23 protein-coding genes are annotated in these 25,465 nt (G+C 71.4%); 14 read left to right on the top strand and 9 right to left on the bottom strand.

Annotated elements, in window-relative coordinates:
- Nucleotides 1-20: 20 nt before the first annotated feature.
- The 3 genes from NF20_RS13215 (at nt 21) to NF20_RS13205 (ending at nt 3,833) form a co-directional block, all read left to right on the top strand.
- Nucleotides 21-929, top strand: a complete 909-nt coding sequence (locus NF20_RS13215; RefSeq protein WP_009975543.1) for an alpha/beta fold hydrolase — start codon at nt 21-23, stop codon at nt 927-929.
- 29 nt (nt 930-958) lie between these two features.
- On the top strand, nt 959-2,380 hold the full coding sequence (locus tag NF20_RS13210; protein ID WP_033711605.1) for an acyl-CoA synthetase: 1,422 nt from the start codon (nt 959-961) through the stop codon (nt 2,378-2,380).
- A 118-nt stretch (nt 2,381-2,498) separates the two neighbouring features.
- The gene (locus NF20_RS13205; protein ID WP_003875496.1) at nt 2,499-3,833 is read left to right on the top strand and encodes an MFS transporter; all 1,335 of its coding nucleotides are present in this window, start codon (nt 2,499-2,501) and stop codon (nt 3,831-3,833) included.
- A 1-nt stretch (nt 3,834) separates the two neighbouring features.
- On the opposite strand, the gene dapD is transcribed toward NF20_RS13205, so the two are convergent.
- Nucleotides 3,835-4,788 (bottom strand): 2,3,4,5-tetrahydropyridine-2,6-dicarboxylate N-succinyltransferase, encoded by a 954-nt coding sequence (gene dapD / locus NF20_RS13200; RefSeq protein ID WP_003875497.1) that lies wholly within the window; start codon nt 4,786-4,788, stop codon nt 3,835-3,837.
- 319 nt (nt 4,789-5,107) lie between these two features.
- On the opposite strand from dapD, the gene NF20_RS13195 reads away from it, so the two are divergent.
- Genes NF20_RS13195 through dapE form a run of 3 tightly spaced genes read left to right on the top strand, consistent with a single transcriptional unit; the run spans nt 5,108 to nt 8,235 of the window.
- Nucleotides 5,108-5,944, top strand: coding sequence for a PPE family protein, SVP subgroup (locus NF20_RS13195; RefSeq protein ID WP_010949655.1), 837 nt, complete (start codon nt 5,108-5,110; stop codon nt 5,942-5,944).
- A 25-nt stretch (nt 5,945-5,969) separates the two neighbouring features.
- Nucleotides 5,970-7,121: a PPE family protein gene (locus NF20_RS13190; RefSeq protein ID WP_011724080.1), complete on the top strand. Its 1,152-nt coding sequence runs from the start codon at nt 5,970-5,972 to the stop codon at nt 7,119-7,121.
- Nucleotides 7,122-7,170: 49 nt separating this feature from the next.
- Nucleotides 7,171-8,235, top strand: a complete 1,065-nt coding sequence (gene dapE, locus NF20_RS13185) for a succinyl-diaminopimelate desuccinylase (protein WP_009975554.1) — start codon at nt 7,171-7,173, stop codon at nt 8,233-8,235.
- On the opposite strand, the gene NF20_RS13180 is transcribed toward dapE, so the two are convergent.
- The gene (locus NF20_RS13180; RefSeq protein ID WP_011724081.1) at nt 8,220-10,358 is read right to left on the bottom strand and encodes a hypothetical protein; all 2,139 of its coding nucleotides are present in this window, start codon (nt 10,356-10,358) and stop codon (nt 8,220-8,222) included. The genes dapE and NF20_RS13180 overlap by 16 nt on opposite strands.
- 88 nt (nt 10,359-10,446) lie before the next feature.
- Here NF20_RS13180 and NF20_RS13175 point away from each other — a divergent pair, with 88 nt between their 5' ends.
- The 7 genes from NF20_RS13175 to NF20_RS26320 all read left to right on the top strand — a co-directional run bounded on the left by NF20_RS13175 (nt 10,447) and on the right by NF20_RS26320 (nt 16,174).
- Nucleotides 10,447-11,010 carry a TIGR00730 family Rossman fold protein gene (locus NF20_RS13175; protein WP_003875507.1) on the top strand — a complete coding sequence of 188 codons (564 nt, stop codon included), beginning with the start codon at nt 10,447-10,449 and terminating at the stop codon, nt 11,008-11,010.
- Nucleotides 11,011-11,152: 142 nt separating this feature from the next.
- Nucleotides 11,153-12,931 (top strand): long-chain-acyl-CoA synthetase FadD6, encoded by a 1,779-nt coding sequence (fadD6, locus tag NF20_RS13170; protein WP_009975559.1) that lies wholly within the window; start codon nt 11,153-11,155, stop codon nt 12,929-12,931.
- A 55-nt stretch (nt 12,932-12,986) separates the two neighbouring features.
- On the top strand, nt 12,987-13,862 hold the full coding sequence (gene folP / locus NF20_RS13165; RefSeq protein WP_003875509.1) for a dihydropteroate synthase: 876 nt from the start codon (nt 12,987-12,989) through the stop codon (nt 13,860-13,862).
- Nucleotides 13,859-14,848: a glucosyl-3-phosphoglycerate synthase gene (locus NF20_RS13160; RefSeq protein ID WP_011724082.1), complete on the top strand. Its 990-nt coding sequence runs from the start codon at nt 13,859-13,861 to the stop codon at nt 14,846-14,848. Before folP ends, NF20_RS13160 begins: the two co-directional genes overlap by 4 nt.
- A gap of 51 nt (nt 14,849-14,899) precedes the next feature.
- Nucleotides 14,900-15,250 carry a DivIVA domain-containing protein gene (locus NF20_RS13155; protein ID WP_009975561.1) on the top strand — a complete coding sequence of 117 codons (351 nt, stop codon included), beginning with the start codon at nt 14,900-14,902 and terminating at the stop codon, nt 15,248-15,250.
- A gap of 2 nt (nt 15,251-15,252) precedes the next feature.
- Nucleotides 15,253-15,834, top strand: a complete 582-nt coding sequence (locus NF20_RS13150) for a DNA-3-methyladenine glycosylase I (protein ID WP_009975562.1) — start codon at nt 15,253-15,255, stop codon at nt 15,832-15,834.
- 166 nt (nt 15,835-16,000) lie between these two features.
- On the top strand, nt 16,001-16,174 hold the full coding sequence (locus NF20_RS26320) for a DUF3117 domain-containing protein (protein ID WP_011724083.1): 174 nt from the start codon (nt 16,001-16,003) through the stop codon (nt 16,172-16,174).
- Nucleotides 16,175-16,203: 29 nt separating this feature from the next.
- On the opposite strand, the gene glgA is transcribed toward NF20_RS26320, so the two are convergent.
- Nucleotides 16,204-17,376: a glycogen synthase gene (glgA, locus tag NF20_RS13145; protein WP_031347743.1), complete on the bottom strand. Its 1,173-nt coding sequence runs from the start codon at nt 17,374-17,376 to the stop codon at nt 16,204-16,206.
- A 171-nt stretch (nt 17,377-17,547) separates the two neighbouring features.
- Here glgA and glgC point away from each other — a divergent pair, with 171 nt between their 5' ends.
- Nucleotides 17,548-18,762, top strand: a complete 1,215-nt coding sequence (gene glgC, locus NF20_RS13140; protein WP_033711606.1) for a glucose-1-phosphate adenylyltransferase — start codon at nt 17,548-17,550, stop codon at nt 18,760-18,762.
- 79 nt (nt 18,763-18,841) lie between these two features.
- On the opposite strand, the gene NF20_RS13135 is transcribed toward glgC, so the two are convergent.
- The 6 genes from NF20_RS13135 to NF20_RS13110 all read right to left on the bottom strand — a co-directional run bounded on the left by NF20_RS13135 (nt 18,842) and on the right by NF20_RS13110 (nt 25,296).
- Nucleotides 18,842-20,521 carry a CocE/NonD family hydrolase gene (locus NF20_RS13135; protein ID WP_088295488.1) on the bottom strand — a complete coding sequence of 560 codons (1,680 nt, stop codon included), beginning with the start codon at nt 20,519-20,521 and terminating at the stop codon, nt 18,842-18,844.
- A 44-nt stretch (nt 20,522-20,565) separates the two neighbouring features.
- Complete coding sequence (locus NF20_RS13130) at nt 20,566-21,240, bottom strand: methyltransferase family protein (protein WP_009975566.1); 675 nt, start codon at nt 21,238-21,240, stop codon at nt 20,566-20,568.
- Between the two features lie 9 nt (nt 21,241-21,249).
- Nucleotides 21,250-22,893, bottom strand: a complete 1,644-nt coding sequence (locus tag NF20_RS13125; RefSeq protein WP_011724087.1) for an ABC transporter permease — start codon at nt 22,891-22,893, stop codon at nt 21,250-21,252.
- Complete coding sequence (locus NF20_RS13120) at nt 22,890-23,834, bottom strand: ABC transporter ATP-binding protein (protein WP_011724088.1); 945 nt, start codon at nt 23,832-23,834, stop codon at nt 22,890-22,892. Before NF20_RS13120 ends, NF20_RS13125 begins: the two co-directional genes overlap by 4 nt.
- Nucleotides 23,824-24,462: a TetR/AcrR family transcriptional regulator gene (locus NF20_RS13115; RefSeq protein ID WP_009975569.1), complete on the bottom strand. Its 639-nt coding sequence runs from the start codon at nt 24,460-24,462 to the stop codon at nt 23,824-23,826. Before NF20_RS13115 ends, NF20_RS13120 begins: the two co-directional genes overlap by 11 nt.
- Nucleotides 24,463-24,627: 165 nt before the next feature.
- Nucleotides 24,628-25,296, bottom strand: a complete 669-nt coding sequence (locus tag NF20_RS13110) for an O-methyltransferase (protein ID WP_003875521.1) — start codon at nt 25,294-25,296, stop codon at nt 24,628-24,630.
- Between the last annotated feature and the right edge of the window lie 169 nt (nt 25,297-25,465).

Here is a 25,465-nt window from a genome sequence, read left to right as displayed (position 1 = left end):
GACATGCCAAGCTGCTCGACATGGCCATCGAGATCGCCCGCCCCAAACTCGAGGGAAACGTCGCCGTCGGTGAGGACCGCCAGATCGGGTTCGCCGAATTCGGCGACCCGCAGGGGCGCGCGATGTTCTGGTTGCACGGCACCCCCGGCGCCCGCCGGCAGATCCCGGTCGAGGCCCGCCTGTACGCCGAGAACCACAAGATCCGGCTGATCGGGCTGGACCGCCCGGGCATCGGGTCGTCGACGCCGCATCGCTACCAGAACATCCGGGCGTTCGGCGAGGACCTGCGGACCATCGCGGACACGCTGGGCATCGACAAGATGGCCGTCATCGGGCTGTCCGGCGGCGGCCCCTACGCGCTCGCGTCCGCCGCGGTGCTGCCCGACCGGGTCGTGGCGGCCGGCATCCTCGGCGGCGTCGCGCCCTTCCTCGGCGACGAGGGCATCACCAGCGGCCTGATGAACCTGGGCAAGCGGGTGGCTCCACTGCTGAAGCTGGGCGGCGACCCGCTGCGGATCGGCGCCAGCCTGGTCGTGCGGGCCATCCGCCCGGTCGCCAACCCCGCCCTGTACCTGTACGCGGCGATCTCGCCCGAGGGCGACCGGCGGCTGCTCACCCGGCCCGAGTTCGGGGCCATGTTCCTCGACGACCTGCTCAACGGCAGCCGCAAGCAACTGGCCGCCCCGTTCAACGACATCATCCTGTTCACCCAGGACTGGGGATTCCGGCTCGACCAGGTCAAGGTCCCGGTCCGGTGGTGGCACGGCGACAGCGACCACATCGTGCCGTTCGCGCACGGACAACACGTCGTGTCCTTGCTGCCCGACGCAGAGCTGTTCGTGCTGCCCGGCGAGAGCCACCTCGGCGGGCTGGGCCGCGGCGAGGAGATCCTGTCCACCCTGACCAAGATCTGGGACGAGCAGAACTGACCCGTGCCGGCGGCGGGTAGCCTGCTGGCGTGCTGCTGACGTCGCTGAATCCCTCGGCCGTTACCGCCACCGACATCCCCGACGCGGTACGCATCGACGGCACCGTGCTCAGCCGCGCCGACCTGCTCGGCGCCGCGACCTCGGTGGCCGAGCGGGTCGCCGGTGCGGGCCGGGTCGCCGTCCTCGCCACACCGACCGCCGCCACGGTGCTCGCGGTGACCGGGTGCCTGATCGCCGGGGTGCCGTTCGTCCCGGTGCCCGCCGACGTCGGGGCCGCCGAACGCCGGCACATGCTGGCCGACTCCGGGGTGCGGGCCTGGCTCGGCCCCCTGCCTGACGAGCCCGACGGCCTGCCGCACGTCCCGGTGCGGCTGCACGCCCGCTCCTGGCACCGCTACCCCGAGCCGTCACCGGACGCCACCGCGATGATCATCTACACCTCGGGCACCACCGGGCTGCCCAAGGGCGTGGTGCTGAGCCGGCGCGCGATCGCCGCCGACCTGGACGCCCTCGCGCAGGCCTGGCAGTGGACGGCCGACGACGTGCTGGTGCACGGGCTGCCGCTGTTTCACGTGCACGGTCTGGTGCTGGGCCTGCTGGGCTCGCTGCGGATCGGGAATCGGTTCATCCACACCGGAAAACCGACCCCGGCCGGCTACGCGCAGGCCCGCACCGACTTCGGCGGCACCCTGTTCTTCGGGGTGCCGACGGTGTGGTCGCGGGTGGTGGCCGACGAGGCGGCCGCCCGCGCGCTGCGCCCGGCGCGGCTGCTGGTCTCCGGCAGCGCGCCGCTGCCGGTCCCGGTGTTCGACCGGTTGGCCGGGCTCACCGGGCACCAGCCCGTCGAACGCTACGGCGCCTCGGAATCGCTGATCACCATCTCCACCCGGGCCGACGGCGAGCGGCGCCCCGGCTGGGTGGGCCTGCCGCTGACCGGCGTGCAGACCCGGGTGGTCGACGACGACGGCAACCCGGTGCCGCACGACGGGGAGACCGTCGGCAAGCTGCTGGTGCGCGGCCCGATGATGTTCGACGGCTACCTCAACCGGCCCGACGCCACCGCCGAGGCGTTCGACGCCGACGGCTGGTACCGCACCGGCGACGTCGCCGTCGTCGACGACGCCGGCATGCACCGCATCGTCGGGCGGGAGTCCGTCGATCTGATCAAGTCCGGCGGCTACCGCATCGGTGCCGGCGAAATCGAAACCGCGCTGCTCGGCCACCCCGGCGTCGCCGAGGCCGCCGTCGTCGGGATGCCCGACGAGGACCTGGGGCAGCGCATCGTCGCGTTCGTCGTCGCCGCCGGCCGGGTCAACCCCGACGACCTGATCGACCATGTCGCCCAACAACTTTCGATACACAAGCGGCCCCGCGAGGTGCGCGTGGTGGACGCGCTGCCGCGCAACGCCATGGGCAAGGTGCTCAAGAAGCAGCTGCTGTCCGACGGCTGAGCGGGCGTCGTGATGCACGACACGCAGCAACTTGCCAGCTTCGGGGCCGAGCGTGGCCGCCACGCTTCACCTACCGTCGTAACCGTGCATTCAGGCAACCGGAGCGCAGGCGGCCACCATGGGTGAGCCGTCCGTGCGCGCCACCACGCCCGGCACGCCCATGCGGCGGATAGCGGCCGCCTGCCTGGTGGGTTCGGCCATCGAGTTCTACGACTTCCTGATCTACGGGACCGCGGCGGCGCTGGTGTTTCCCGCGGTGTTCTTCCCGCGGCTCGGCCCGACCGTCGCCACCATCGCCTCGATGGCGACCTTCGCGACGGCCTTTTTGTCCCGTCCGCTGGGCGCCGCCGTCTTCGGCTACTTCGGGGACCGGCTGGGCCGCAAGAAGACCCTGGTCGCCACCCTGCTCATCATGGGCGCCTCGACCGTGAGCGTCGGCCTGGTGCCCAGCACCGCGTCGATCGGCATCGCCGCGCCCCTGCTCCTCACCGTGCTGCGGTTGCTGCAGGGGTTCGCGGTCGGCGGCGAATGGGCCGGCTCGGTGCTGCTGAGCGCCGAGTACGCCCCGACCGACCGGCGCGGCTGGTACGGCATGTTCACCCTGCTCGGCGGGGGCACCGCCGGGATCCTGGCCAGCCTGACCTTCCTCGCCGTCAACCTCACCATGGGGGAGCACAGCCCGGCGTTCATGCACTGGGGCTGGCGGGTGCCCTTCCTGATCAGCAGCGGGTTGATCGGCATCGCCCTGTACGTGCGGCTCAACATCGACGAGACGCCGATATTCGTCGAGGAGAAGGCCCGCCATCTGGTGCCCAAGGCGCCGCTGACCGAACTGCTGCGGTTGCAGCGACGCGAGATCATCCTGGTTGCGGGCAGCTTCGTGGGCGGCATGGGCTTCATCTACCTGGGCAACACGTTCCTGGTGATGTACGCCCACAACCATCTTGGGTACTCGCGCAGCTTCATCTGGGGCATCGGCGCGCTGGGCGGGCTCACCAGCATGGCGTGCGTGGCCTGCTCGGCGTGGATCTCCGACCGGGTCGGGCGCCGCCGGGTGATGCTGTGGGGCCTGGTCGCGTGCCTGCCGTGGGCGTTCGTGGTCATCCCGCTGATCGACACCGGCCGACCCGTCTGCTACGTCGTCGCCGTGCTGGGCATGTTCGGCACCGCGGCGGTGGCCAACGGCCCCACCGCCGCCTTCGTTCCCGAGCTGTTCGCCACCCGCTACCGCTACAGCGGCGCGGCGGTGGCGATGAACCTGGCCGGCATCGTCGGCGCCGCCGTGCCGCCGCTGCTGGCCGGCACGCTGCTGGCGACTTACGGCAGCTGGGCGATCGGGCTCATGATGGCCTCCCTGGTGCTGGCCAGTTTCGTGTCCGTGTATCTGCTGCCCGAAACCCGCGGGGCCGCGCTGGACGCCGCCGCGGCCGCCGAGAAGGTCGCCGCCCGCTAGTTCAGTTGGCGTGCAGGTCCTCGTTGAGGGTGATGCCGGTGCCGCCGCGGGCCACCACCTCCACCGCCCCGGTCAGCGAATTGCGCCGGAACAACAGGTTGTTGCCGCCGGACAGCTCGCGGGCCTTCAGCTGCTTGCCCTCGGGCGTGATGACCTTGGTGCCCGCGGTGACGTACAGGCCCGCTTCCACGACGCAGTCGTCACCGAGTGAAATGCCCAGGCCCGCATTGGCGCCCAGCAGGCACCGCTTGCCGATCGAGATGACCTCGGTGCCGCCGCCGGACAGCGTGCCCATGATCGAGGCCCCGCCGCCGATGTCGGAGCCGTCGCCCACCACGACGCCCGCCGAGATGCGGCCCTCCACCATGGAGGCGCCCAGCGTGCCGGCGTTGTAGTTGACGAAGCCCTCGTGCATCACCGTCGTCCCCGGCGCCAGGTGTGCGCCGAGCCGCACCCGGTCGGCGTCGGCGATGCGCACCCCGGTCGGCAGCACGTAGTCGACCATCCGCGGGAACTTGTCGACGCCGTAGACGGTCACCGGCCCGTGCCGGCGCAGCCGGGCCCGGACCGCCTCGAATCCCTCGATGGCGCACGGTCCGCGATTGGTCCACACCACATTGGTCAATACCCCGAACAAGCCGCCGGCGTTCAGCCCGTGCGGCGCCACCAGCCGGTGCGACAGTAGATGCAACCGCAGGTAGGCGTCGTAGGCGTCGGCGGCCACGTCGTCCAGCGAGCCGATCACCGTGCGCACCGCGACGGTCTCGGTGCCGCGGTCGTCGTCGCGGCCGATCAGCGCGGTCAGCTCGGGCGGGACGTCGGACAGCGCGAGCCGCGACGTGCCGCTGGTGCCCGGCCCGGTCAGTTCCGGTGCGGGAAACCATGTGTCGAGGATCGATCCGTCGGCGGCCAGCGTTGCCAGGCCTACTCCTGCGGCACCTGCTGCTGTTGTCACGGCGGTCAGGTTACTTCCTGGGCCGCACCCGAATCCGCCCGCCCCGGCGGCGGTCGCGGCCGGCCGTGCGGTCGCGGTCCGGCCCGGCGCGCCTACACCGGCGTCAAAAGCTCACCGGTGCAAGGTAATTGAGCGACGTCGCGGCACCGGCACCGCACGGTGTGCGTCCGGTCCGTCGTCGTGCCAGGTCAACCGCGTGAACTCGGCCGTTTCGGGGTACCTCGGTCCCGTGGATCGGCCGGTCATGTCCTGGGCCTGGCGGGGGAGTCACGGTCGCGGGCCCGCAACGGGGCCGGCTCGTCGAGAGAAGGAGAACATCATGTCCTTTGTCACCACCCGGCCCGAGGCGCTGCTGGCCGTGGCCAGCATGCTCGAAGGCCTCGGCTCGTCGATGGATGCCCAGAACGCGGCGGCCGCCGCGCCCACCACCAGCATCGCGCCGGCAGCCGCCGACGAGGTGTCCGCACTGCAGGCCGCCCAGTTCTCCGCCTACGGCACCTGGTACCAGCAGGTCAGCGCCCAAGCCAAGGCGATTCACCAGACGCTGGTGCAAAACCTGGACACCAACGCCGATTCGTACGGCGCGACCGAGGCCGCCAACCGGGTGAACACCAGCGCCGCGGCGCTGCAGGGGTTGGCGCCCAACGTGATCCCCAACGCCGCACCGGCGGCCGACCCGCCGCCCGCGGGGACCACCAGCCTGGGCACCTCCATCGGCTGGGCGCAGAACGTGGGCGCGGCCGCGTCGGACTTCATCACCCTGGGCGAGGGGCAATTCGCCCCGGTGCCCGGTGCCGCGGGGATCCCGAATTTCAACCCCGGGCTCACCGCGGCGACGACGGCCGGCCCGCCCGCGCCGGCGGCGCCCGCCGCCGCGGCCGGCGCCCCGGTGCTGGCCAGCATGGGCCGCGGGCCCTCGATCGGCGGCCTGTCGGTGCCGCCGAGCTGGGCGCCGGGCGGCGTCGCCCCGGCGGCCAACGCCACCCCGGCGCAGCTGGTCGGCGCCGGCTTCACCAGCGCCGCGCCCGACACCGCCCCGGTGACCGCGGTGCCGGGCGGAGTGCCCTCGATGGCCACCGCCGGCCGCGGCGGTTACGGCCTGGGCGCCCCGCGCTACGGCGTCAAGCCCACCGTCATGCCCAAGCCCGCCATCTAGAGCACCCCAGAACAGGAGCGAGACAATGACTTTCGACTTCGGAGCACTCCCCCCGGAGGTCAACTCCACCCGCATGTACACCGGGGCGGGCGCCGCGCCGATGATGGCCGCCGCGGCGGCGTTCAGCAACCTGGCCGACGAGTTGAGCACCACCGCCGCGGCCACCCAGTCGGCGATCGCGAACCTGACCGGCGAGGAGTGGATGGGCCCCTCGGCGGCCGCGATGGTCACCGCCGTCCAGCCGTATGTGCAGTGGATGCACACCACCGCCGGGCAGCTGCAGCAGGCGGCCGCCCAGGCCATGGCCTCGGCGGCCGCCTACGAGACCGCCTTCGCCATGACGGTGCCGCCGGCGCTGGTCGCGGCCAACCGCGCCCAGCTGGCGGCGTTGATCGCGAGCAACGTGCTGGGGCAGAACGCCGCGGCGATCGCGGCCACCGAGGCGCAATACGGGGAGATGTGGGCCCAGGACGCGGCCGCCATGTACGGCTACGCTGCCTCGTCGGCGACCGCGGGCAAGCTCAGCCCGCTGACCTCGCCGGCGCCCACCAACCAACCCGGCGGGCTGGGCGCCCAGGCCGCCGCCGTCTCCGGGGCGACCGCCACCAGCGCGCAGACCAGCGGGCTGCAGGGGACCGTCGCCAACGTGCCCAACGTGGTGCGCACGCTGGCGGCGCCGGCGGACCCGCCGGGGCTGAGCGCGCTGGACAACCTGCTGGGCAACCCGGTGGTGAACAACGTCGGCAACGCCGGCTTCAACGTGGTGTCCTGGAACGTGTTCAACACCATCGTGTCCAACATCCTCTACAACCACACCCTCGACACCGCCGCGGCGGCCGGGGTGGCCGGTGAGGTGGGCGGAGCGGTCGGCGGCGGCGCGCTGGTCGGTGCCGCGGCCCCCGCCACCGCGGGTGTGGGCGCCGCGCCGGTGCTGGCCAGCATGGGCTCGGCCGCCACGGTCGGCGAATTGTCAACGCCGGCAACGTGGTCCGCGCCCACACCGGAGCCCGCCGCGACGACCGTCGGCGCCACCGAGTGGGCCAGCCCCGCCGAGGAGCCGCACACCGCTTGGGCCACCGGCATGCCGGCGGTGGCCTCGGCCGGGCGCGGCGGCTACGGCATGGGGCCGCGGTACGGCGTCAAACCCAAGGTGATGCCCACCCGGTTGCCGGTCTGACCGGCGGCGCGGGGCATCGCGGCCAGGGTCCAGCCACTACCCTGGGAGCGTGCTGGACTTGACCGGGGACCCGGTTGCGCTGACCGCGGCGCTGGTGGACATCCCCAGCGAATCGCGCGACGAGGCGCGGCTGGCCGACGAGGTCGAGGCCGCGCTGCGGTCCCAGACGTCCGGTTTCGAGATCGTGCGCAACGGCAACGCCGTGCTGGCCCGCACCGACCGCGGGCGGCCGTCGCGGGTGCTGCTGGCCGGGCACCTGGACACCGTGCCGGTCGCCGGGAACCTGCCCAGTCGCCGCGAGGACGGCGACCTGTACGGCTGCGGCACGGCGGACATGAAATCCGGGGATGCCGTCTTCCTGCATCTGGCCGCCACCGTCGCCGACCCGGCGCACGATCTGACGCTGGTCATGTACGACTGCGAGGAAATCGACGCCGCCGCAAACGGATTGGGTCGCATCCAGCGCGAGCTGCCGGACTGGCTGTCCGCCGACGTCGCGATCCTGGGCGAGCCCACCGGCGGCTACATCGAGGCCGGCTGCCAGGGCACGCTGCGGGTGGTGGTCAGCGCCACCGGAACCCGCGCCCATTCGGCACGATCCTGGTTGGGCGACAACGCCATTCACAAACTGGGCGCCGTGCTGCAGCGGCTGGCCGGCTATCAGGCCCGCAGCGTCGAGATCGACGGCTGCACCTACCGTGAGGGCCTGTCGGCGGTGCGGATCGACGGCGGGGTGGCGGGCAACGTCATTCCGGACGCGGCGGCGGTGACGGTCAACTTCCGCTTCGCCCCCGACCGGTCGCCGGCCGAGGCGCTGCAGCATGTGCGCGACGTGCTCGACGGCCTCGACGTGCGCATCGAACAGACCGACGCCGCCGCGGGCGCGCTGCCCGGGCTGTCCCAGCCCGCCGCCAAGGCACTGGTCGAGGCGGCCGGCGGCCGGGTTAGGGCCAAATACGGCTGGACCGACGTGGCGCGCTTCGCCGCGCTGGGCATACCGGCGCTCAACTTCGGCCCCGGGGATCCCAACCTCGCGCACCGGCGCGACGAACGGGTGGCGGTCGCCGCCATCACCGCCGCGGCGGACCTGCTGCGCGGTTACCTGAGCGGCTGAGCCGCCGCGCCCCGGCGCGCCTGCGCGGCGGCGTCCGCGGCCGCGGCGCGCATCCCGATCGACGTCAGCTCCTCCGACACCGCCAGCAGCGCCGCTTCGTCGCCGGCCGCCAGCGCCCGCGCGTGGGCCAATGCGATTCTCGCTGCGGCGCAGTCGATCTCGTCGCACAACCGGGCCAACGGCTCGGCCGCTCGGGTGTCGCCGAGCCGCACCGCCTCATGCCAGACCCGCGCCGCCACCGCCCGCTGGCCGCCGCGCTCGGCCATCCGGGCGGCATCGCGCGCGGCGGCCACCGCGCCGTGGGCGTCACGCATCAGGGCCAGCCGATGCGCCCGCGCCACCCCGAGCTCGGGCGCGAACAGCGCCGACTTGGTGCCGTGCCGGGTTTCGGCCCGGCTCAACGCCTTCGCCGTGGCGGCGGTGTCGCCCAGCTGGGCCAGCGCGGTGGCCAGCAGGGTCAGCGACAACGGCCCCCACGAGTAACCGGTGCGCTCCAAGGTGGCCGCGGCTGGACCCAATAACGCTGCCGCAGAAGCGAATTCGCCCTCGGTGAGCAGCACGTGCGCCACCAGCACCTCGCCGATCGCGCGACCCGGCTGCTGCAGCTCGGCGAAATCGGTGAACTGCTGCGCGAGTTCGCGGGCCTGCTCGAGCCGGCCCGCCAGCAACAGCGTGGTGGTCTGCGCCAGCCCGATGGTGAAGCGCAGCAGCCCGGGATGTTCGGCGGCCAACGCGCGCCGCGCCAACGGCTCGACGTCGTCGAACCGCCCCTGCCGCGCCGCGCACAACGCGGCCGCGCTGCCCGCCCAGGCCACCGCCTGGTCGTCGGCGGCGGGCGAGCCGAGCACCTCGCCGGCGACCTTGACGGCGTGCCCGACGTTGCCCGTGTTCATCGCGAAGGTGGCGCTGAGCGCGTCCAGGGTGGTGCGCGGGCCGGGGTCCGCGACGCGGTTGCGGACCGTGCGCAGGAAGGCGGTGGCCCGCTCCGGCTCGCTGAGCATCCAGAACTGGTTCGCCGCCCGCAGCAGGGCCCAGTCCATCAGCGCCGCCTCGGTCAAGCCGGTGGAGTCGACCTCGGCCAGCAGCGCGTCGGCCTCCCGGCCGCGGCCCTGCCAGCCCAGCGCATGCGCCAGCGCCAGCCGCGCCGCCAGGCCGCCGGAGCGCCGCAGGGCGGCGCGGGCCAGCCGTTCACCCAGCGCCAGGTCGCCCAGCCGCAGCGCCTGCCGCGCGGCGTCGACGACGTCGGCGGCCCGCGGCGGCGCGTCGCTGTCCAGCGCCAGCGACACCAGCCGCAGCCGGTCGCTGAGCCGGTCGGACGGATGTCGCGCCAGCACGGTGACCAGCTCGGTGCGTCGTTGCCGGGCATCGTCGGGGTCCAGCGCGGCCCGCACCCGCTCGGCGAACAGCGGGTGCGCGGTGTACACCACCGGGTCGTCGGACGTCCCGCCGCGCATCCGGGTCTCCGCCGCGCCCCACCGTTGCGCCTCGGCCACCGCGCCGTCACCGGCGAGCGCGTTCAGGTCGGTGACCGACAGCGGCTCGGCGACGGCCAGGTATTCCAGCACCGCGCGCGCCGGCGGCGTCAGCTCGGCGAGGAAGGCGTCGATCTCGCCCGGCGAGGTCGGGGCATCGGGCGCCTCGACGTCGATCCGGGTGAGCAGGCCGTCGTCCCACAGCGCCGCGATGGCGTCCGGGGCGCCGTCGGCGCGGGCGGTGACGATCAGCCGCGCCGCGCCGGCGCGGGCCAGCTGGTACACCAGGGTGGCCGACAGCACGTCCAGCTGGTGGGCGTCGTCGACGACCAGCAGCAGGCCGGCGTCGCCGAGTGAGGCCCGGGCGGCCCGCAGCAGCGCGGCCGGCTTGCCGATCTCGGCGATCCGCACCAGGTGGCTGAACGCCCCGAACGGGACCGCGCGTTCGGTCGGCGTGCCGGTCACCCAGCGGACCCGGGTGCCGGGGTGCGCGGCGGCGAACCGCTCGGCGGCCACCCGCGCCAAGGTGGATTTGCCGATGCCGTCGGGGCCCAGGACCACCGCCCCGGCCGCGGCGGCGGTGTCGGCCAACGCCGCGTCCAGCCGCTCGGCGGCCGTCGCCTGTCGGGGGACGTTCCATCGAATCGGCACGGCCGGATTTTATGGCGCGCGGGCCCGCCGCCACGGCGAAAGCCCCAGATATGACGGGCCGCGCGGGGTTGGTCTACGTTTGTCGGATATGCCCGCAGAACGCGATTCGTCGGCCGCGTGGGCGGTGTGCGTGTACTGCGCGTCCGGCCCGCAGCATCCCGAATTGCTCGGTGTCGCTGCGGAACTCGGCGAGGCGATCGCCGAGCGGGGCTGGACGCTGGTGTGGGGCGGCGGCCGGGTGTCGGCGATGGGCGCGGTGGCCAGCGCGGCCCGGGCCCGCGGCGGGCGGACCGTCGGTGTGATCCCCACGGTGCTGATGCGCCGCGAGATCGCCGACGCCGACGCCGACGAGCTGATCGTCAGCGACACCCTGCACGAGCGCAAACAGATCATGGAGGACCGCGCCGACGCGTTCATCGCGTTGCCCGGCGGCATCGGCACCCTCGACGAGGTGTTGGACGCGTGGACGACGGGGTTTCTCGGGCTGCACGCCAAACCCATCGTGCTGCTGGACCCGATCGGCCACTACGAGGGGCTGTGGCTGTGGCTGTCCGGATTGCTGGACAGCGGCTACATCACCCAGGCGGCGATGGACCGGGTGGTCCTGGTCGACAAGGTGGGTGCCGCGTTGGAGGCGTGCGCGCCCGGCTGAGCCCGACGACCGCGCCGCCGCCCGGCTAGGCTGTCCGCCGAGCTTGCCTTCTTTTTCCTACAAGATCGAGTTCCTACAAGATCGAGTTCCTAAAAGATCGAGTTCCTACGAGATCGAGTTCCTACAGAATCGAGGGGATCAGGTGTCCGATCGTGACGGGGGAGCGCGCACGGCGGTCAAACTGACCGACATCGCAGCTCGGGTGCCGACCGTGCTGGCCGACCTGCCGGTGATCGCACGCGGCACGCTGACCGGGCTGCTGGCCCAGCCCGGCTCGCACAAGTCGATCGGCACCGTGTTCCAGGATCGGGCCGCCCGCTACGGCGACCGGGTCTTCCTGCGGTTCGGCGACCAGCAGCTGACCTACCGGGACGCCAACGCCGCCGCCAACCGGTACGCCGCGGTGCTGGCCGCCCGCGGCGTCGGCCACGGCGACGTCGTCGCCATCATGCTGCGCAACTCGCCCAACACGGTGCTGGCCATGCTGGCCGCGGTCAAGTGCGGCGCGGTCGCCGGCATGCTCAACTACCACCAGCGCGGCGAGGTGCTCGCGCACAGCCTGGGCCTGCTGGACGCCAAGGTGCTCATCGCCGAGACCGATCTGGTCAGCGCGGTGGCCGAGCGCGGCGGCTCGGGCAGCACCGAGACCCTGACCGTGGAGGACCTGGAGCGCTTCGCGGTCAGCGCGCCGGCCACCAACCCGGCGTCGGCGTCGGCGGTGCAGGCCCGCGACACCGCGTTCTACATCTTCACCTCGGGCACCACGGGATTCCCCAAGGCCAGCGTGATGACGCACCTGCGCTGGCTGAAGGCGCTGGCCGCGTTCGGCGGGATCGGGTTGCGGCTGAAGAGCTCCGACACCCTGTACTGCTGCCTGCCGCTGTACCACAACAATGCGCTGACGGTCGCGCTGTCGTCGGTGATCAACTCGGGGGCGACGCTGGCGCTGGGCAAGTCGTTCTCGGCGTCGAAGTTCTGGGACGAGGTGATCGCCAACGACGCCACGGCGTTCATCTACATCGGCGAGGTGTGCCGATACCTGCTCAACCAGCCGGCCAAGCCCACCGACCGGGCGCACCGGGTGCGGCTGATCGCCGGCAACGGCCTGCGCCCCGAGATCTGGGACGAGTTCACCCAGCGGTTCGGGATCGCCCGCGTCTGCGAGTTCTACGCCTCCAGTGAGGGCAACGCCGCGTTCATCAACGTGTTCAACGTGCCCCGGTCCACCGGGATCTTCCCGCTGCCCCTGGCCTACGTCGAGTACGACCCCGACACCGGCGCCCCGCTGCGCGGCGACGACGGCCGGGTGCGCCGGGTGCCGCCCGGACAGCCCGGGCTGTTGCTCAGCCCCGTCAACCGGCTGCAGCCCTTCGACGGCTACACCGACCCCGAATCGAGCGAAAAGAAGTTGGTGCGCAACGCTTTTCGCGACGGCGACTGCTGGTTCAACACCGGTGACGTGATGAGCCCGCAAGGGCTGGGGCATGCTGCGTTCGTCGACCGGCTCGGCGACACCTTCCGCTGGAAGGGGGAGAACGTGGCCACCACGCAGGTCGAGGCGGCGCTGGCCTCCGACGGGTCCGTCGAGGACTGCACGGTCTTCGGGGTCGAGGTGCCGCGCACCGGCGGCCGCGCCGGCATGGCCGCGATCAAACTGCGCGACGGCGCCGAGTTCGACGGGCGGTCGCTGGCCCGCACCGTCTACGAGCAGCTGCCCGTCTACGCGCTGCCGCTGTTCGTGCGGGTGGTGGACTCCATCGAGCAGACCACCACCTTCAAGAGCCGCAAGGTGGAGCTGCGCGAGCAAGGCTACGGCCCCGACGTCAAGGACCCGCTGTACGTGCTGGCCGGCCGCGACGAGGGCTACGTGCCGTTCTACGACGAATACCCCGACGAGGTCGCCGAGGGCAAGCGGCCCTAAGGCGGCGGTGCGACCTGGCCCTGCGCGCCCTCGGCCGACCAGGCACCATAGACCCGTGCAATCGACGTTCTGCGGGCGTCCGGTCGCCGGTGATCGCGCGCTGATCATGGCGATCATCAACCGCACCCCGGACTCGTTCTACGACCGGGGCGCCACCTTCAGCGACGACGCCGCCCGGGCGGCCGTGCACCGGGCGGTGGCCGAGGGCGCCGACGTCATCGACGTCGGCGGCGTCAAGGCCGGGCCCGGCCAGGACGTCGACGCCGACACCGAGATCGCCCGGCTGGTGCCGTTCATCGAATGGCTGCGCGACGCCTACCCGGACCAGCTGATCAGCGCCGACACCTGGCGTGCCGAGGTGGCCAAGGTGGCCTGCGCGGCCGGCGCGGACCTGATCAACGACACCTGGGGCGGCGTCGACCCGGCGCTGCCGGAGGTGGCCGCGGAGTTCGGGGCGGGCCTGGTGTGCTCGCACACCGGCAACGCGCTGCCGCGCACCCGCCCGTTCCGGGTGAGCTACGGAACCAGCACCCGCGGCGTGGTCGACGACGTGATCGCCCAGGTCACGGCGGCCGCCGAGCGGGCGGTCGGCTGCGGCGTGGCCCCCGACCGGGTGCTGATCGACCCCACCCACGACTTCGGCAAGAACACCTTCCACGGCCTGCTGTTGTTGCGGCACGTCGGCGATCTTGTTAACACCGGATGGCCCGTGCTGATGGCTTTGAGCAACAAGGACTTCGTCGGGGAGACTCTGGGTGTGGAATTGACCGAGCGGCTGGAGGGAACGTTGGCGGCCACCGCGCTGGCGGCGGCCGCCGGCGCCCGGATGTTTCGGGTGCACGAGGTCGCGCCCACCCGCCGGGTGCTGGAAATGGTGGCCTCGATCCAGGGCACCCGCCCGCCCACGCGCACGGTGAGGGGGCTCGCATGACGACGTCCGACCTGGTCGCCGGGGAGCTGGCGGGCGACGGGCTGCGCGACACCCGGCCCGGCGACACCTGGCTGGCCGACCGCAGCTGGAACCGCCCCGGCTGGACGGTCGCCGAGCTGGAGGCCGCCAAGGGCGGCCGGACCATCTCGGTGGTGCTGCCCGCCCTCGACGAGGAAGACACCATCGGGTCGGTGATCGACAGCATCTCGCCGCTGGTGGACGGCCTGGTCGACGAGCTGATCGTGCTGGATTCGGGCTCCACCGACGACACCGAGATCCGCGCCGTCGCCGCCGGCGCCCGTGTCGTCAGCCGCGAACAGGCGCTGCCCGAGGTGCCGATCCGGCCGGGCAAGGGCGAGGCGCTGTGGCGTTCGCTGGCCGCCAGCCGCGGCGACATCGTGGTGTTCGTCGACTCCGACCTGATCAACCCCCATCCGATGTTCGTGCCGTGGCTGGTCGGGCCGCTGCTCACCGGGGACGGCGTGCACCTGGTCAAGAGCTTCTACCGGCGGCCGCTGAACGTCGGCGACGCCGGCGGCGGCGCGGGCGCGACCGGGGGCGGGCGGGTCACCGAGCTGGTGGCCCGGCCGCTGCTCGCCGCGCTGCGCCCGGAGCTGGGCTGCATCCTGCAGCCGCTGGGCGGCGAATACGCGGCCACCCGGGAGCTGCTCACCTCGGTGCCGTTCGCCCCGGGCTACGGCGTGGAGATCGGGCTGCTGGTGGACACCTTCGACCGGCTGGGCCTGGACGCGATCGCCCAGGTCAACCTGGGGGTGCGGGAGCACCGCAACCGGCCGCTGGCCGAGCTGGGCGCGATGAGCCGCCAGGTCATCGCGACCCTGCTGTCGCGCTGCGGCATCCCCGACTCCGGGGTGGGGCTCACCCAGTTCGTGGCCGACGGGCCGGAGGGACAGAGCTACACCCAGCACACCTGGCCGGTGTCGCTGGCCGACCGGCCGCCCATGCAGGCGATCCGGCCCCGCTGACCGGCGACCGGGCCGGCGGCGCTGTCGGCCCGATAGGGCAGTATCGATCACGTGGCGTTGGTGTTGCTGTACCTGGTGGTCCTGGTGCTGGTGGCGATCGTCCTGTTCGGCGCGGCCAGCCTGCTGTTCGGTCGCGGTGAGCAGCTGCCGCCCCTGCCCCGGGGGACGACGGCGACGGTGCTGCCCGCCTACGGGGTGACCGGGTCGGACGTCGACGCCGTCAAGTTCACCCAGGTGCTGCGCGGATACAAGACCAGCGAGGTCGACTGGGTGCTGGACCGGCTCGCCCGCGAGCTCGAGGCGCTGCGCGGCCAGCTGGCGGCCGCCCACGCGGCGGCGGGCGAACAGCAGACCGGGGGCCAATCCGCGGAACCCGACGACGGCGCGGATCGTCAGGACTGAATGTGAGTGACGACGAGCCGATCCGCTGCGGCTGGGCCACCGCGCGGTCCGGGCCCGATTTCGAGCTGTACCGCGACTACCACGACCGGGAATGGGGCCAAACCGTGCGCGACGGGGTGGCCCTGTTCGAGCGGATGAGCCTGGAGGCCTTCCAGAGCGGGCTGTCGTGGCTGACCATCCTGCGCAAGCGGGAGAACTTCCGCCGCGCGTTCTCCGGTTTCGACATCGACGCCGTCGCCGGGTACACCGACGCCGACGTGCAACGGCTGATGGCCGATCCCGGAATCGTGCGCAACCGCGCCAAGATCGAGGCCACCATCGCCAACGCGCGCGCGGCCGCCGAGCTGGGTGGCGCCACGCAGCTGGCCGAGCTGCTGTGGTCGTTCGCGCCGGCGCCCCGGTCCCGGCCGGCCGACGCGTCCGAAATACCCTCGGCCACTGCCGAATCGACGGCCATGGCCGGTGAACTCAAGCGGCGCGGCTTCCGCTTCGTCGGGCCGACCACCGCCTATGCGCTGATGCAGGCGACCGGCATGGTCGACGACCATATTCGCGGTTGCTGGGTGCCCGCGGCGGTGCGCTGAGAACACAGATGTGGGTCTTTGCACAAGTGGTGACCTGGATAGGGAACAATAGAGGGGTGATTAGGCAGTTCGATGCCGGGCATGGCTGGAAGTTCGCTGGCGGGGCGTGCCCGGCGCCGACCAGGCTCGCAAGGGCGGGCCAGCTCGAACCTGGAGGGAGCACTCGATGGCGGCGATGAAGCCCCGGACCGGAGACGGTCCTCTCGAAGCGACAAAGGAGGGGCGCGGCATCGTGATGCGGGTACCACTTGAAGGAGGCGGTCGACTGGTCGTCGAGCTGACACCCGACGAAGCCGCCGCCCTCCGTGACGAACTCAAGGGCGTCACGAGCTCCAGCTAGAGCGTGCCGCCGGACCAATGTCGGCGGCGCTATGCACACACTTTCCGATAGATCTCCAGGGTCTGCTCGGCGACGTGGGCCCAGGAGAACTCCTCGACGCAGCGCTGGCGTCCTGCCCTGCCGTAGCGCTGCGCCTTTTCCCGGTCGGCGATGAGCTCGTTGACCGCGTCGGCCAATCCGGCCTGATAGCCCGCCGGGTCGCGCGGGTCGTAATGCACCAGCGAGCCGGTGACCCCGTCGGCGACCACCTCCGGGATGCCGCCGACGTCGGAGGCCACCACCGGCGCTGCGCAGGCCATCGCCTCCAGGTTCACGATGCCCAACGGCTCGTACACCGAAGGGCACACGAAAACCGATGCGGCCGACAGTATTTCGCGTAGTTCCCCGATGGGAAGCATTTCCCGGATCCAGAACACGCCGGTGCGGCCGCGGGCCAGGGCGGCCACCGCGTCGCGGATCTCGTCGGCGATCTCGGGGGTGTCCGGCGCGCCGGCGCACAGCAGCACCTGCGCCTCGGGGCTGAACCGGTGCGCGGCCGCCACCAGATGCGCGAGCCCCTTCTGCCGGGTGATCCGGCCCACGAACACCACCAGGGGCCGGGCCGGGTCGACGCCCAGTTCGGCCAGCATCGATCCGGTCTGCATCGGGCCGGCGGGATACCAGACGTCGGTGTCGACGCCGTTGCGGATGACGTGCACCGCACTGGGATCCAGTGCCGGGTAGACCCGCAGGATGTCCTCGCGCATCGCGGAGCTGACCGCGATCACGGCGTGGGCGGCCAGCACCGCGGTGTGCTCGACCCAGGTCGAGATCCGGTAGCCCCCGCCCAGCTGCTCGGCCTTCCACGGGCGCAGCGGCTCGAGCGAATGCGCGGTCAGCACGTGCGGGATGTCGTGCAGCAGCGCGGCCAGATGCCCGGCCATGCCGGTGTACCAGGTGTGTGAGTGCACGACGCTGGCCTGCGCGGCGGCGTTGGCCATCATCAGGTCGGCGGACAGGGTCGACAGCGCCGGGTTGGCGCCCTGCAGCCGCGGGTCGGGCTGGTGCACCTGCACCCCGGCGGCGCCCGGGCGTAGAGCGCCCATGCAGTGCACGTCCACCGCGCACAGCCGGCGCAGCTGGGTGACGAGTTCGGTGACGTGTACCCCCGCCCCTCCGTAGACCTCCGGTGGGTATTCCCGCGTCATCATCGCCACCCGCATACCCGCACCGTAGTTCGGATGCGGCGGGGCCCGCGAGTCGGGCCGGGGCCCACTTTCGCCAGTGATCCGTTTGCCGGCGCGGCCAATTACCTTGACGGACAGCCGCACAGAACATCGCCAATAGCCCGTTCCCCCTGGCAGCGCTTTGCCGCGGCCGATAGGTTTGAAGCCATGAGGGAAGCACCACACGTGCTGGGCATCGTCCTGGCCGGCGGTGAGGGCAAGCGGCTGTATCCGCTGACCGCGGATCGCGCCAAACCCGCGGTTCCCTTCGGGGGCGCCTATCGGCTGATCGACTTCGTGCTGTCCAACCTCGTCAACGCCCGCTATTTGCGGATCTGTGTTCTCACGCAGTACAAGTCGCATTCACTGGACCGTCACATCTCGCAGAACTGGCGGTTGAGCGGCCTGGCCGGCGAGTACATCACCCCGGTGCCGGCCCAGCAGCGGCTCGGCCCGCGCTGGTACACCGGCTCGGCCGACGCGATCTACCAGTCGCTGAATTTGATCTACGACGAAGACCCCGACTACATCGTGGTTTTCGGCGCCGACCACGTGTACCGGATGGACCCCGAGCAGATGGTTCGGTTCCACATCGACAGCGGGGCCGGCGCGACGGTGGCCGGCATCCGGGTGCCGCGCAGCGAGGCCACCGCCTTCGGCTGCATCGACTCCGACGAGTCGGGCCGCATCCGCAAGTTCGTGGAGAAGCCGCTGGATCCGCCGGGCACCCCGGACGATCCCGAGACGACGTTCGTGTCGATGGGCAACTACATTTTCACCACCAAGGTGCTGATCGACGCGATCCGCGCCGACGCCGACGATGACCATTCCGATCACGACATGGGCGGTGACATCATCCCGCGGCTGGTCGACGACGGGATGGCCGCGGTCTACGACATCAGCGACAACGAGGTGCCCGGCGCCACCGACCGGGACCGGGGCTACTGGCGCGACGTCGGGACGCTGGACGCGTTCTACGACGCGCACATGGACCTGGTGTCGGTGCATCCGGTGTTCAACCTGTACAACAAGCGCTGGCCGATTCGCGGCGAGTCGGAGAACCTGGCCCCGGCCAAGTTCGTCAACGGCGGCTCCGCGCAGGAGTCGGTGGTGGGTGCGGGCAGCATCATCTCGGCGGCCTCGGTGCGCAACTCGGTGCTGTCGTCCAACGTGGTGGTCGACGACGGGGCGATCGTGGAGGGCAGCGTGATCATGCCCGGTGCGCGGGTGGGGCGCGGCGCGGTGGTGCGCCACGCCATCCTGGACAAGAACGTGGTCGTCGGGCCCGGCGAGATGGTCGGGGTGGACCTGGAAAGAGACCGGGAGCGCTTCGCCATCAGCGCCGGCGGCGTGGTCGCGGTGGGCAAGGGCGTCTGGATCTAAGGTCGCCATCGCATCGCGAGCAGACGCAAAAGCCCCCAATTCTTCGGCGTGTCGGGTGGTTTTGCGTCTGCTCGGCGACTCAGGGGATCTCGGGGATCAGCAGATGCGCGTCGCGGCGCGGACCCCAGTGCAGGCTGACGCGACCGCGCGGCGAGTTCTGGTAGGCGGCCGGGATCTGGCCGGTGAGCGGATTGGTCGGGCACAGCCAGCGCCCGGCGACCACCAGCCGCAGGTGCTCGCCGGCGCGGAACAGCGTCGCCGACGGGCCCAGCGCGACGTCGACCGCGACGACCTCGCCCGCCGCGACGGGTTGCGGATCGGTGCAGGCCGCGACGGGCTGTCCCGGCCGCGACAGCCGGGAATCCAGGGCGCGCAGCGAAACTCGTTGCCAGCCGGTGCTGACCCGGTCGCGGCCGTAGCCGTAGGACCCTTCGAACGCGACGAAGCGGTCGCGGAACCGGCCGGGGCGCCACTTCTCCACGCCGACGAACAGGTTCGCGTCGTCGCAGCCGTGCAGTTCCACCCACAGCCGGGCGGCCATCGGCCCGGTCAGTTCCACGTCGTCGGGCACCGTCCAGGTGAAACATGCTGCGCGGGAACGTGTTCCGAATGCCACCCTGCCCGGCTGTGCGGCCGGGTCGGTTCTCAGCACCCCGGCGTCACCCAGATGCAGTGCGCGCCAGCGGGTCCGGGCCAGCGGCCATTCGGATTCCTCGCGCACCGCCGTGACGGTGTCGCGGTCCTCGCGTACCTCGAGGCGCACGCTGCGCGCGGCCGGTGCCCCGTCCAGTACACCGCGAAAGAAGCTCAGCTGTTCGGCCAGCGCCTCCTCGGCGTAAAAGGTCGCCCACTTGCCGCCGCGATGGGTGTAGAGCCGGGCATGCGTCGAGCTGCTGTGCGTGAAGGCGCGCAGCGAGCCGCGGCTGTGTAAGTTGTTGTCGGAGAAGCTGTCACAGACCAGCATGGGCACGGCGATCGCCGACAGGTCGGGCACCAGCGAGCGCCAGAACTCGTCGCGCAGCGGGTGGCGGTCCTGCATGTCCTGCAAGTCGTAGGCCTGGCGGGTATCACGTCGCACATTGCGTGACCACATTCGGATGAAGCCCAACTCGCGCACGCCGCCGGGAAACATCAGGTCCCGGTAGGCGTCGGTGAAGCCCTCCCACGGGCAGATCGCCCGCAGTGCCGGCGGCTGCAGGGCGGCGACCGCGTATTGGCTGATGGCCAGGTAGGACACCCCCAGCATGACGACGTTGCCGTCGCTCCACGGCTGCCCGGCGACCCACTGCACCAGGTCGTAGGTGTCCTCGGCCTCGCGGTGCGACAACAGGTTTCCGGTGCCCTCCGAACGGCCGCAGCCGCGCGAGTCGGCGTTCACCACGACGAAGCCCTGCGCCGTCCACCAGGCGGGATCGGGCGCTTCCCAACCGGTCAGCGCCGAGAAGGTCACCGGTCGCGGCTGGCGCAGTATCCGGTACTGCGCCGAAAAGGTCCACCGGTTGCCCCGCCGCTTGGGCAGGCTGTCCTTGCCGTACGGGTGGATGCTCAGGATGACCGGTCGCGGCTCCGCGTCTGCCTTGCGAAAGACGTTGATTCGCAACACCGTTGCGTCGCGGGTGGGGACGGCGACGTCCCGTTCGACGTGCAGGTCCGCGGGTGGGTCGGTGACGGTGACGGGCGGTTTGGCGACGCCGCGAATCCTGTTCAGCGCGTAGCGCAGTGCGCCGGGGCGCCGCCAGGGACGGTCCAGCGCGGTCATCCGAGTGGGCGGCACGCCAATACCCTAGGCGCTCGGCGGCGCGCCTACCAGAGGTGGGGGGCCAGCCGGTAGCGCACCTTCTGGGTGTAGTCGGGGTATCCGGGTAGTTCCTGCAGCAGCAGCTTTTCCTCGTCGAAGATGCGCAGCGCGAGCAGCGCGGTGCCCGGGACGACGAACAGCAGTCCCCAGTACGAGCCGAGCGCCAGCGGGATGCCGATCATCATGATCACGTTTCCGGTGTACATCGGGTGACGCACGAATCGATACAGCCCGCTGGAGACCACTGTCTGGCCGGCTTCCACCGTGACTGTCGCTGCGGCGTAACTGTTTTGAATGACCACCAGCATGGCGATCCCGAGGCCGGTCGCCACCAGCACGTCGCCGAGCAGCGACAGCCAGGCCGGCACCGACGACCAGCCGAACCGGTGGTCGAGCGCGCTGAACACCATCGCCGCGAACAGGCTCAGGAACGAGCCCGTGATGATGAACTTCTGCGCGGTCCGGGGTTCGGCCCGCGGGCCCGCGCGCATGCGGCGCTGCAGGGCCGCGGGGTTGGTGCGGGCCAGGTAGGCGGCGGGCACGATGGTCGCCACCGTGAACACCGCGATGAAAACCCAGGCCTGCCAGTAGTGCAGCGTGCCGGCCGGCAGCAACAGGATCAAGATCCAGGAGAGAATTCCCCAGACGGACGTCGCCGTCACCCGGAGTCCGGTTTTCATCACGCTCTCCTAGCAACGTAGGTCGCGGCGCCGAAAAGCCATGGCACCGAGAATGGTCAACCCTATGTCGATGGCCAGTAGCCATAACAGGGGTACGGCGGTGAAATCTGCGCCGACTCTGGGAATGTGGGCGAACGGTTCCAGGTCGAGCAGCCACTGGGAGAACCCGGCCAGCGACCCGATCAGATACAGGGCGACGAAGCCGATCAGCACGCCCCAGGCCACCGGGGCGAACCGCGGCGCGACGCCGAAGACGCAGACCGTCACCGCCGACAGCAGCCAGACCGCGGGCAGCTGGACGGCCGCGCTGGCCACCACCATGGCCAGCTTGCCGCCGACATCACCGGCCGCGATGCCGTAGACCAGGCCGGCGACTGTTCCGCTGGCCAGCATCGCCACCCCGGACCCGGCCAGCGCGATCACCAAATGACTTGCCAGCCAACGGGTTCGCGACACCGCACTGGCCAACACCGTTTCGGCGCGTTGGCTCGATTCCTCCTGGTGCAACCGCAGGGTGAGCGAGACGGCGAACGCGGCGGCGACCATGCCCATCATGGCGAACGCCACGGCGATGAACGCGTCCTCGAGGGCGCTGGTGCCGCCCATCCGCGCGACGATGTCGCGTGCCTGTCCGCTGTCGCCCAGCTCGTCGCCGATGCCGTGCACCACGCTGCCGATCAGCAGGCCGTACAGGGCCAGTCCCGCCGTCCACAACAGCAGCGCGGCGCGGTCCAGCCGCCACGCCAGCCCGAAGGCGTTGCCCAACCGCGGCGCGGCGGTGGCCGGGCCGGGGCGCTCGGCGATCAGCCCGGCGCCGACGTCGCGGCCGGCGAGCAGCCGGTAGGCCAGCACGGTTAGGCCGGCCGTGGTCACCAGGTGCAGCACCAGCACCCACCAGCGATCGCCCGCATACGGTTTCACCAGCAGCGACCAGCCCAGCGGGGACAGCCAGGACAGGCCGCCCGGGCCGGCGTCGCCGACGGCACGCACGGTGAAGGAGGTGCCCAGGACGGCGAACGCGGCGCCGCGCGCGAACCGGGCGCTGGGCGACAGCTGCGCGGTGACCGCGGCCACCGCGGTGAACACCAGGCCCGACCAGGCCAAGGCCGCGCCGAAGGCCAGCGACCCGCCGGCCGGGACGTCGGTGCCCAGCAGTCCCGCCGCGCCGATCGCGCCGGTGGCGATCGAGGCGGCGAACGACAGCGTCAGCGCCGCGGTCAGGCCGGCGTAGCGGCCGATCGCGGTGGAGTCCACCAGCTCGGTGCGCCCGTTTTCCTCGTCCGCGCGGGTGTGCCGGATCACCGTGAGGATCACCGCGATGGCGATCAGCACGTGAAACATTCCGGCTTTCCAAATCCCCACGGCCCCAAGGCTGTCGCTGTACACCTTGCCGTACAGGGCGCGCTGGGCCGGGCTGGCCATGATGGAGGCGGCGAAACCGGCCCGCGCGGCGGCGGTGGGGTAGACCTTCTCTATGCTGCCGACGTAGACCGTGGACAACGGCACCGACAGCAGTAACACCCACAGCGGCAACGAGATTCGGTCCCGGCGCAGGTAGAGCCGCAGCATCTGCAGCGTGCCGGAGAAATGCGCACCGCCTAGCGGCGCGGGCGAGGCCGATGCGGAGGGCCGGGTCAGGGTTGTCGCACTCATGACAGCGACACCTCGGCCTCGTGGGCTCCGCGCTCGCCGTCGGTCCCGGAGGTGTCGTAGTGGCGCAGGAAGAGCTCCTCGAGGGTCGGGGGCTGGCTGACCAGACTGCGCACCCCAGCATCCCCGAGCACCCGGATGAGCTCACCGAGGCTTTCGCTGTCGACCTGCGCGCGCAGCGTGTTGCCCTCGATGCTGATGTCCTCGACGCCCTTGATCCGCCTGAGATCACCGGGGTCACCGGTCATTTCGGCCTTGATCGAGGTGCGGCTCAGATGCCGCATCGAGCTCAGCGAACCGCTTTCGATGGTCTTGCCGGCCCGGATGATCGTCACCCTTTCGCACAACGCCTCCGTCTCGGCCAGGATGTGGCTGGACAGCAGCACCGTGGTGCCCCGGTCGCGGGCCTGCGCCACGCACTGTTGAAAAACGTTCTCCATCAACGGGTCCAGGCCGCTGCTGGGCTCGTCCAAGAGCAGCAGCCGGGCGCGCGACGAGAACGCCGAAATCAGCGAAACCTTCTGCCGGTTGCCCTTGGAGTAGGTGCGTGCCTTCTTGTGCGGGTCGAGGTCGAAGCGCTCGATCAGCTCGGCGCGGCGCCTCTTGTCGATGCCGCCGCGCATCCGGGCCAGCAGGTCGATGATCTCGCCGCCGGTCAGTGACGGCCACAGCGTGACATCGCCTGGAACATAAGCGATTTGGCGATGCAGTTCGACGGCCTGGGTCCACGGGTCGCCGCCCAGCAGCCGCACCGTGCCGCCGTCGGCTTTCACCAGTCCCAGCAGGATGCGGATCGTGGTCGACTTGCCGGCGCCGTTGGGCCCCAGGAAACCGTGGACTTCTCCCTCCCGCACGGTGAGGTCGAGACCGTCCAGTGCCCGCACCGCACCGAAGTTCTTGGTGAGCCCGCGGATCTCGATGGGCGCAAAACCGTCAGTTGCCATGGGAATCTCCTTGATCTTCGGCAGCCAGAAATGCGTCGTACATGGTGCGGTCCGCCATCAGGCCCTCGGTGTAGATCTCGAGGGCGGGCAGGATCATGTCGCGCGAATAGTCGCGCAACACCGCACGCAAATCGGTTGGGTTGTCATGCATTTGCAGATAGAGCAACAGTCCGCCGCCTCCGGTGATCCCGAGATATTTGGCCCTGGCCCGGGGATCGCGGCTGGGTTTGATCGTCCCGGCCCGCACGCCTTCTTCCAGGTATCCCTCGGCGTTCTCGATCATCTGGCGCCACAGCATCTTCGCCAGGTCGCCGCCGGTCTGCATGCTGCGCAGCACGTAGGCGATCAGCGGTGCGAATTCCTCGATTTCGGCCAATTGCCCGAACCAGACGGCCGGGTCGTTGGTCTGCAGCGCCTCGGTCTTGCTCTCGCGGATCTGCTCGGCGATGTGGTCGTCGCACGCCTTGCGCAGGCCCTCCTTGGAGCCGAAGTGGTGGATCACCAGCGCGGCGCTCACCCCGGCCGCCTCGGCGATCCGGCGCAGCCCGACGCCGAACCCGTGTTCGCCGAATTGCTCGATGGCCGCGTCCCGGATCCGGGCGGCGGCGGTGAGGTCGGCTGAACGCATGTTCAGCATGCTAAACGTATGTTCAGCCCGCGGTCAAGGAGGGCGCGCGTCAAGAATCGGTAAAAATGCGGCCGGCCCGGCAAGGCCCGGCAAAGGCCCCCCAAAGGCCCGGCAAAGGCCCCGCCGACGGCCCGGCAAGGGCGCGACGGGCCCGAGGTGCCCGTGTCAGTCGCGCACCGCGGCCAGGATGCCGTCGCCGAGCGGCACCAGCGCCGGCGTGAGCCGCTCGTCCTCGGCGATCAGCCGCGCCGCCTCGCGCACCGCCACCACCTCGGCGTCGCGGGCGGCCGGGTCGCCGGCGCGCCCGCCCAGCGCGGCCCGGTGCACCACGATCACGCCGCCGGGCCGCAGCAGCCGCACCCCCTCGACCACATAGTCCGGCTGGTCGATCGGGTCGGCGTCGATGAACACCAGGTCATAAGACTCGTCGGCGAGCCGGGTGAGCACCTCCTGGGCGCGGCCGCCGATCAGCCGGGTGCGCGACGGCCCGATGCCGGCCTCGGCGAACGCCTGCTTGGCCAGCCGCAGGTACTCCGGCTCGATGTCGATCGTGGTCAGGACGCCGTCGTCGCTCATGCCCGACAGCAACCACAGCCCGCTGACGCCCGCGCCGGTGCCCACCTCGGCGATCGCCTTGCCGCCGCTCAGCTTGGTCAGCAGGCTCAACAACGCGCCGACCGCCGGCGTCACCGCGCCCGCCCCGATGTCGACGGCCCGCTCGCGGGCGGCCGCCAACAGCGCGTCTTCGGAGATCGAGGCCTCGGCATGGGCGACCAGCGATTCGGCCCGACTGGGCGCTGTTTGGCCGGGGGCTTCTGCGTCGGTGCCGTCCATGCCCGCAGCGTATTCCAATTCACCGCGCAGTCCGACAGGCGCGCCTGAACCCGATCCCGCCGACACGCCCGACCGGCGCGCCGCGTTTAAGGTCACCGGGCGATGGATATCTGCTGGACAGCGCAGGTAACGAAAAGGTTTCTCAGGCTCAGCTCAGATTGTTCATATA

Source organism: Mycobacterium sp. MAC_080597_8934 (assembly GCF_000523975.1).
Classification (GTDB): Bacteria; Actinomycetota; Actinomycetes; order Mycobacteriales; family Mycobacteriaceae; genus Mycobacterium; species Mycobacterium avium.
Note: the sequence above shows the minus strand (reverse complement) of the source record. Positions and strands in the feature narration are given on the sequence as shown.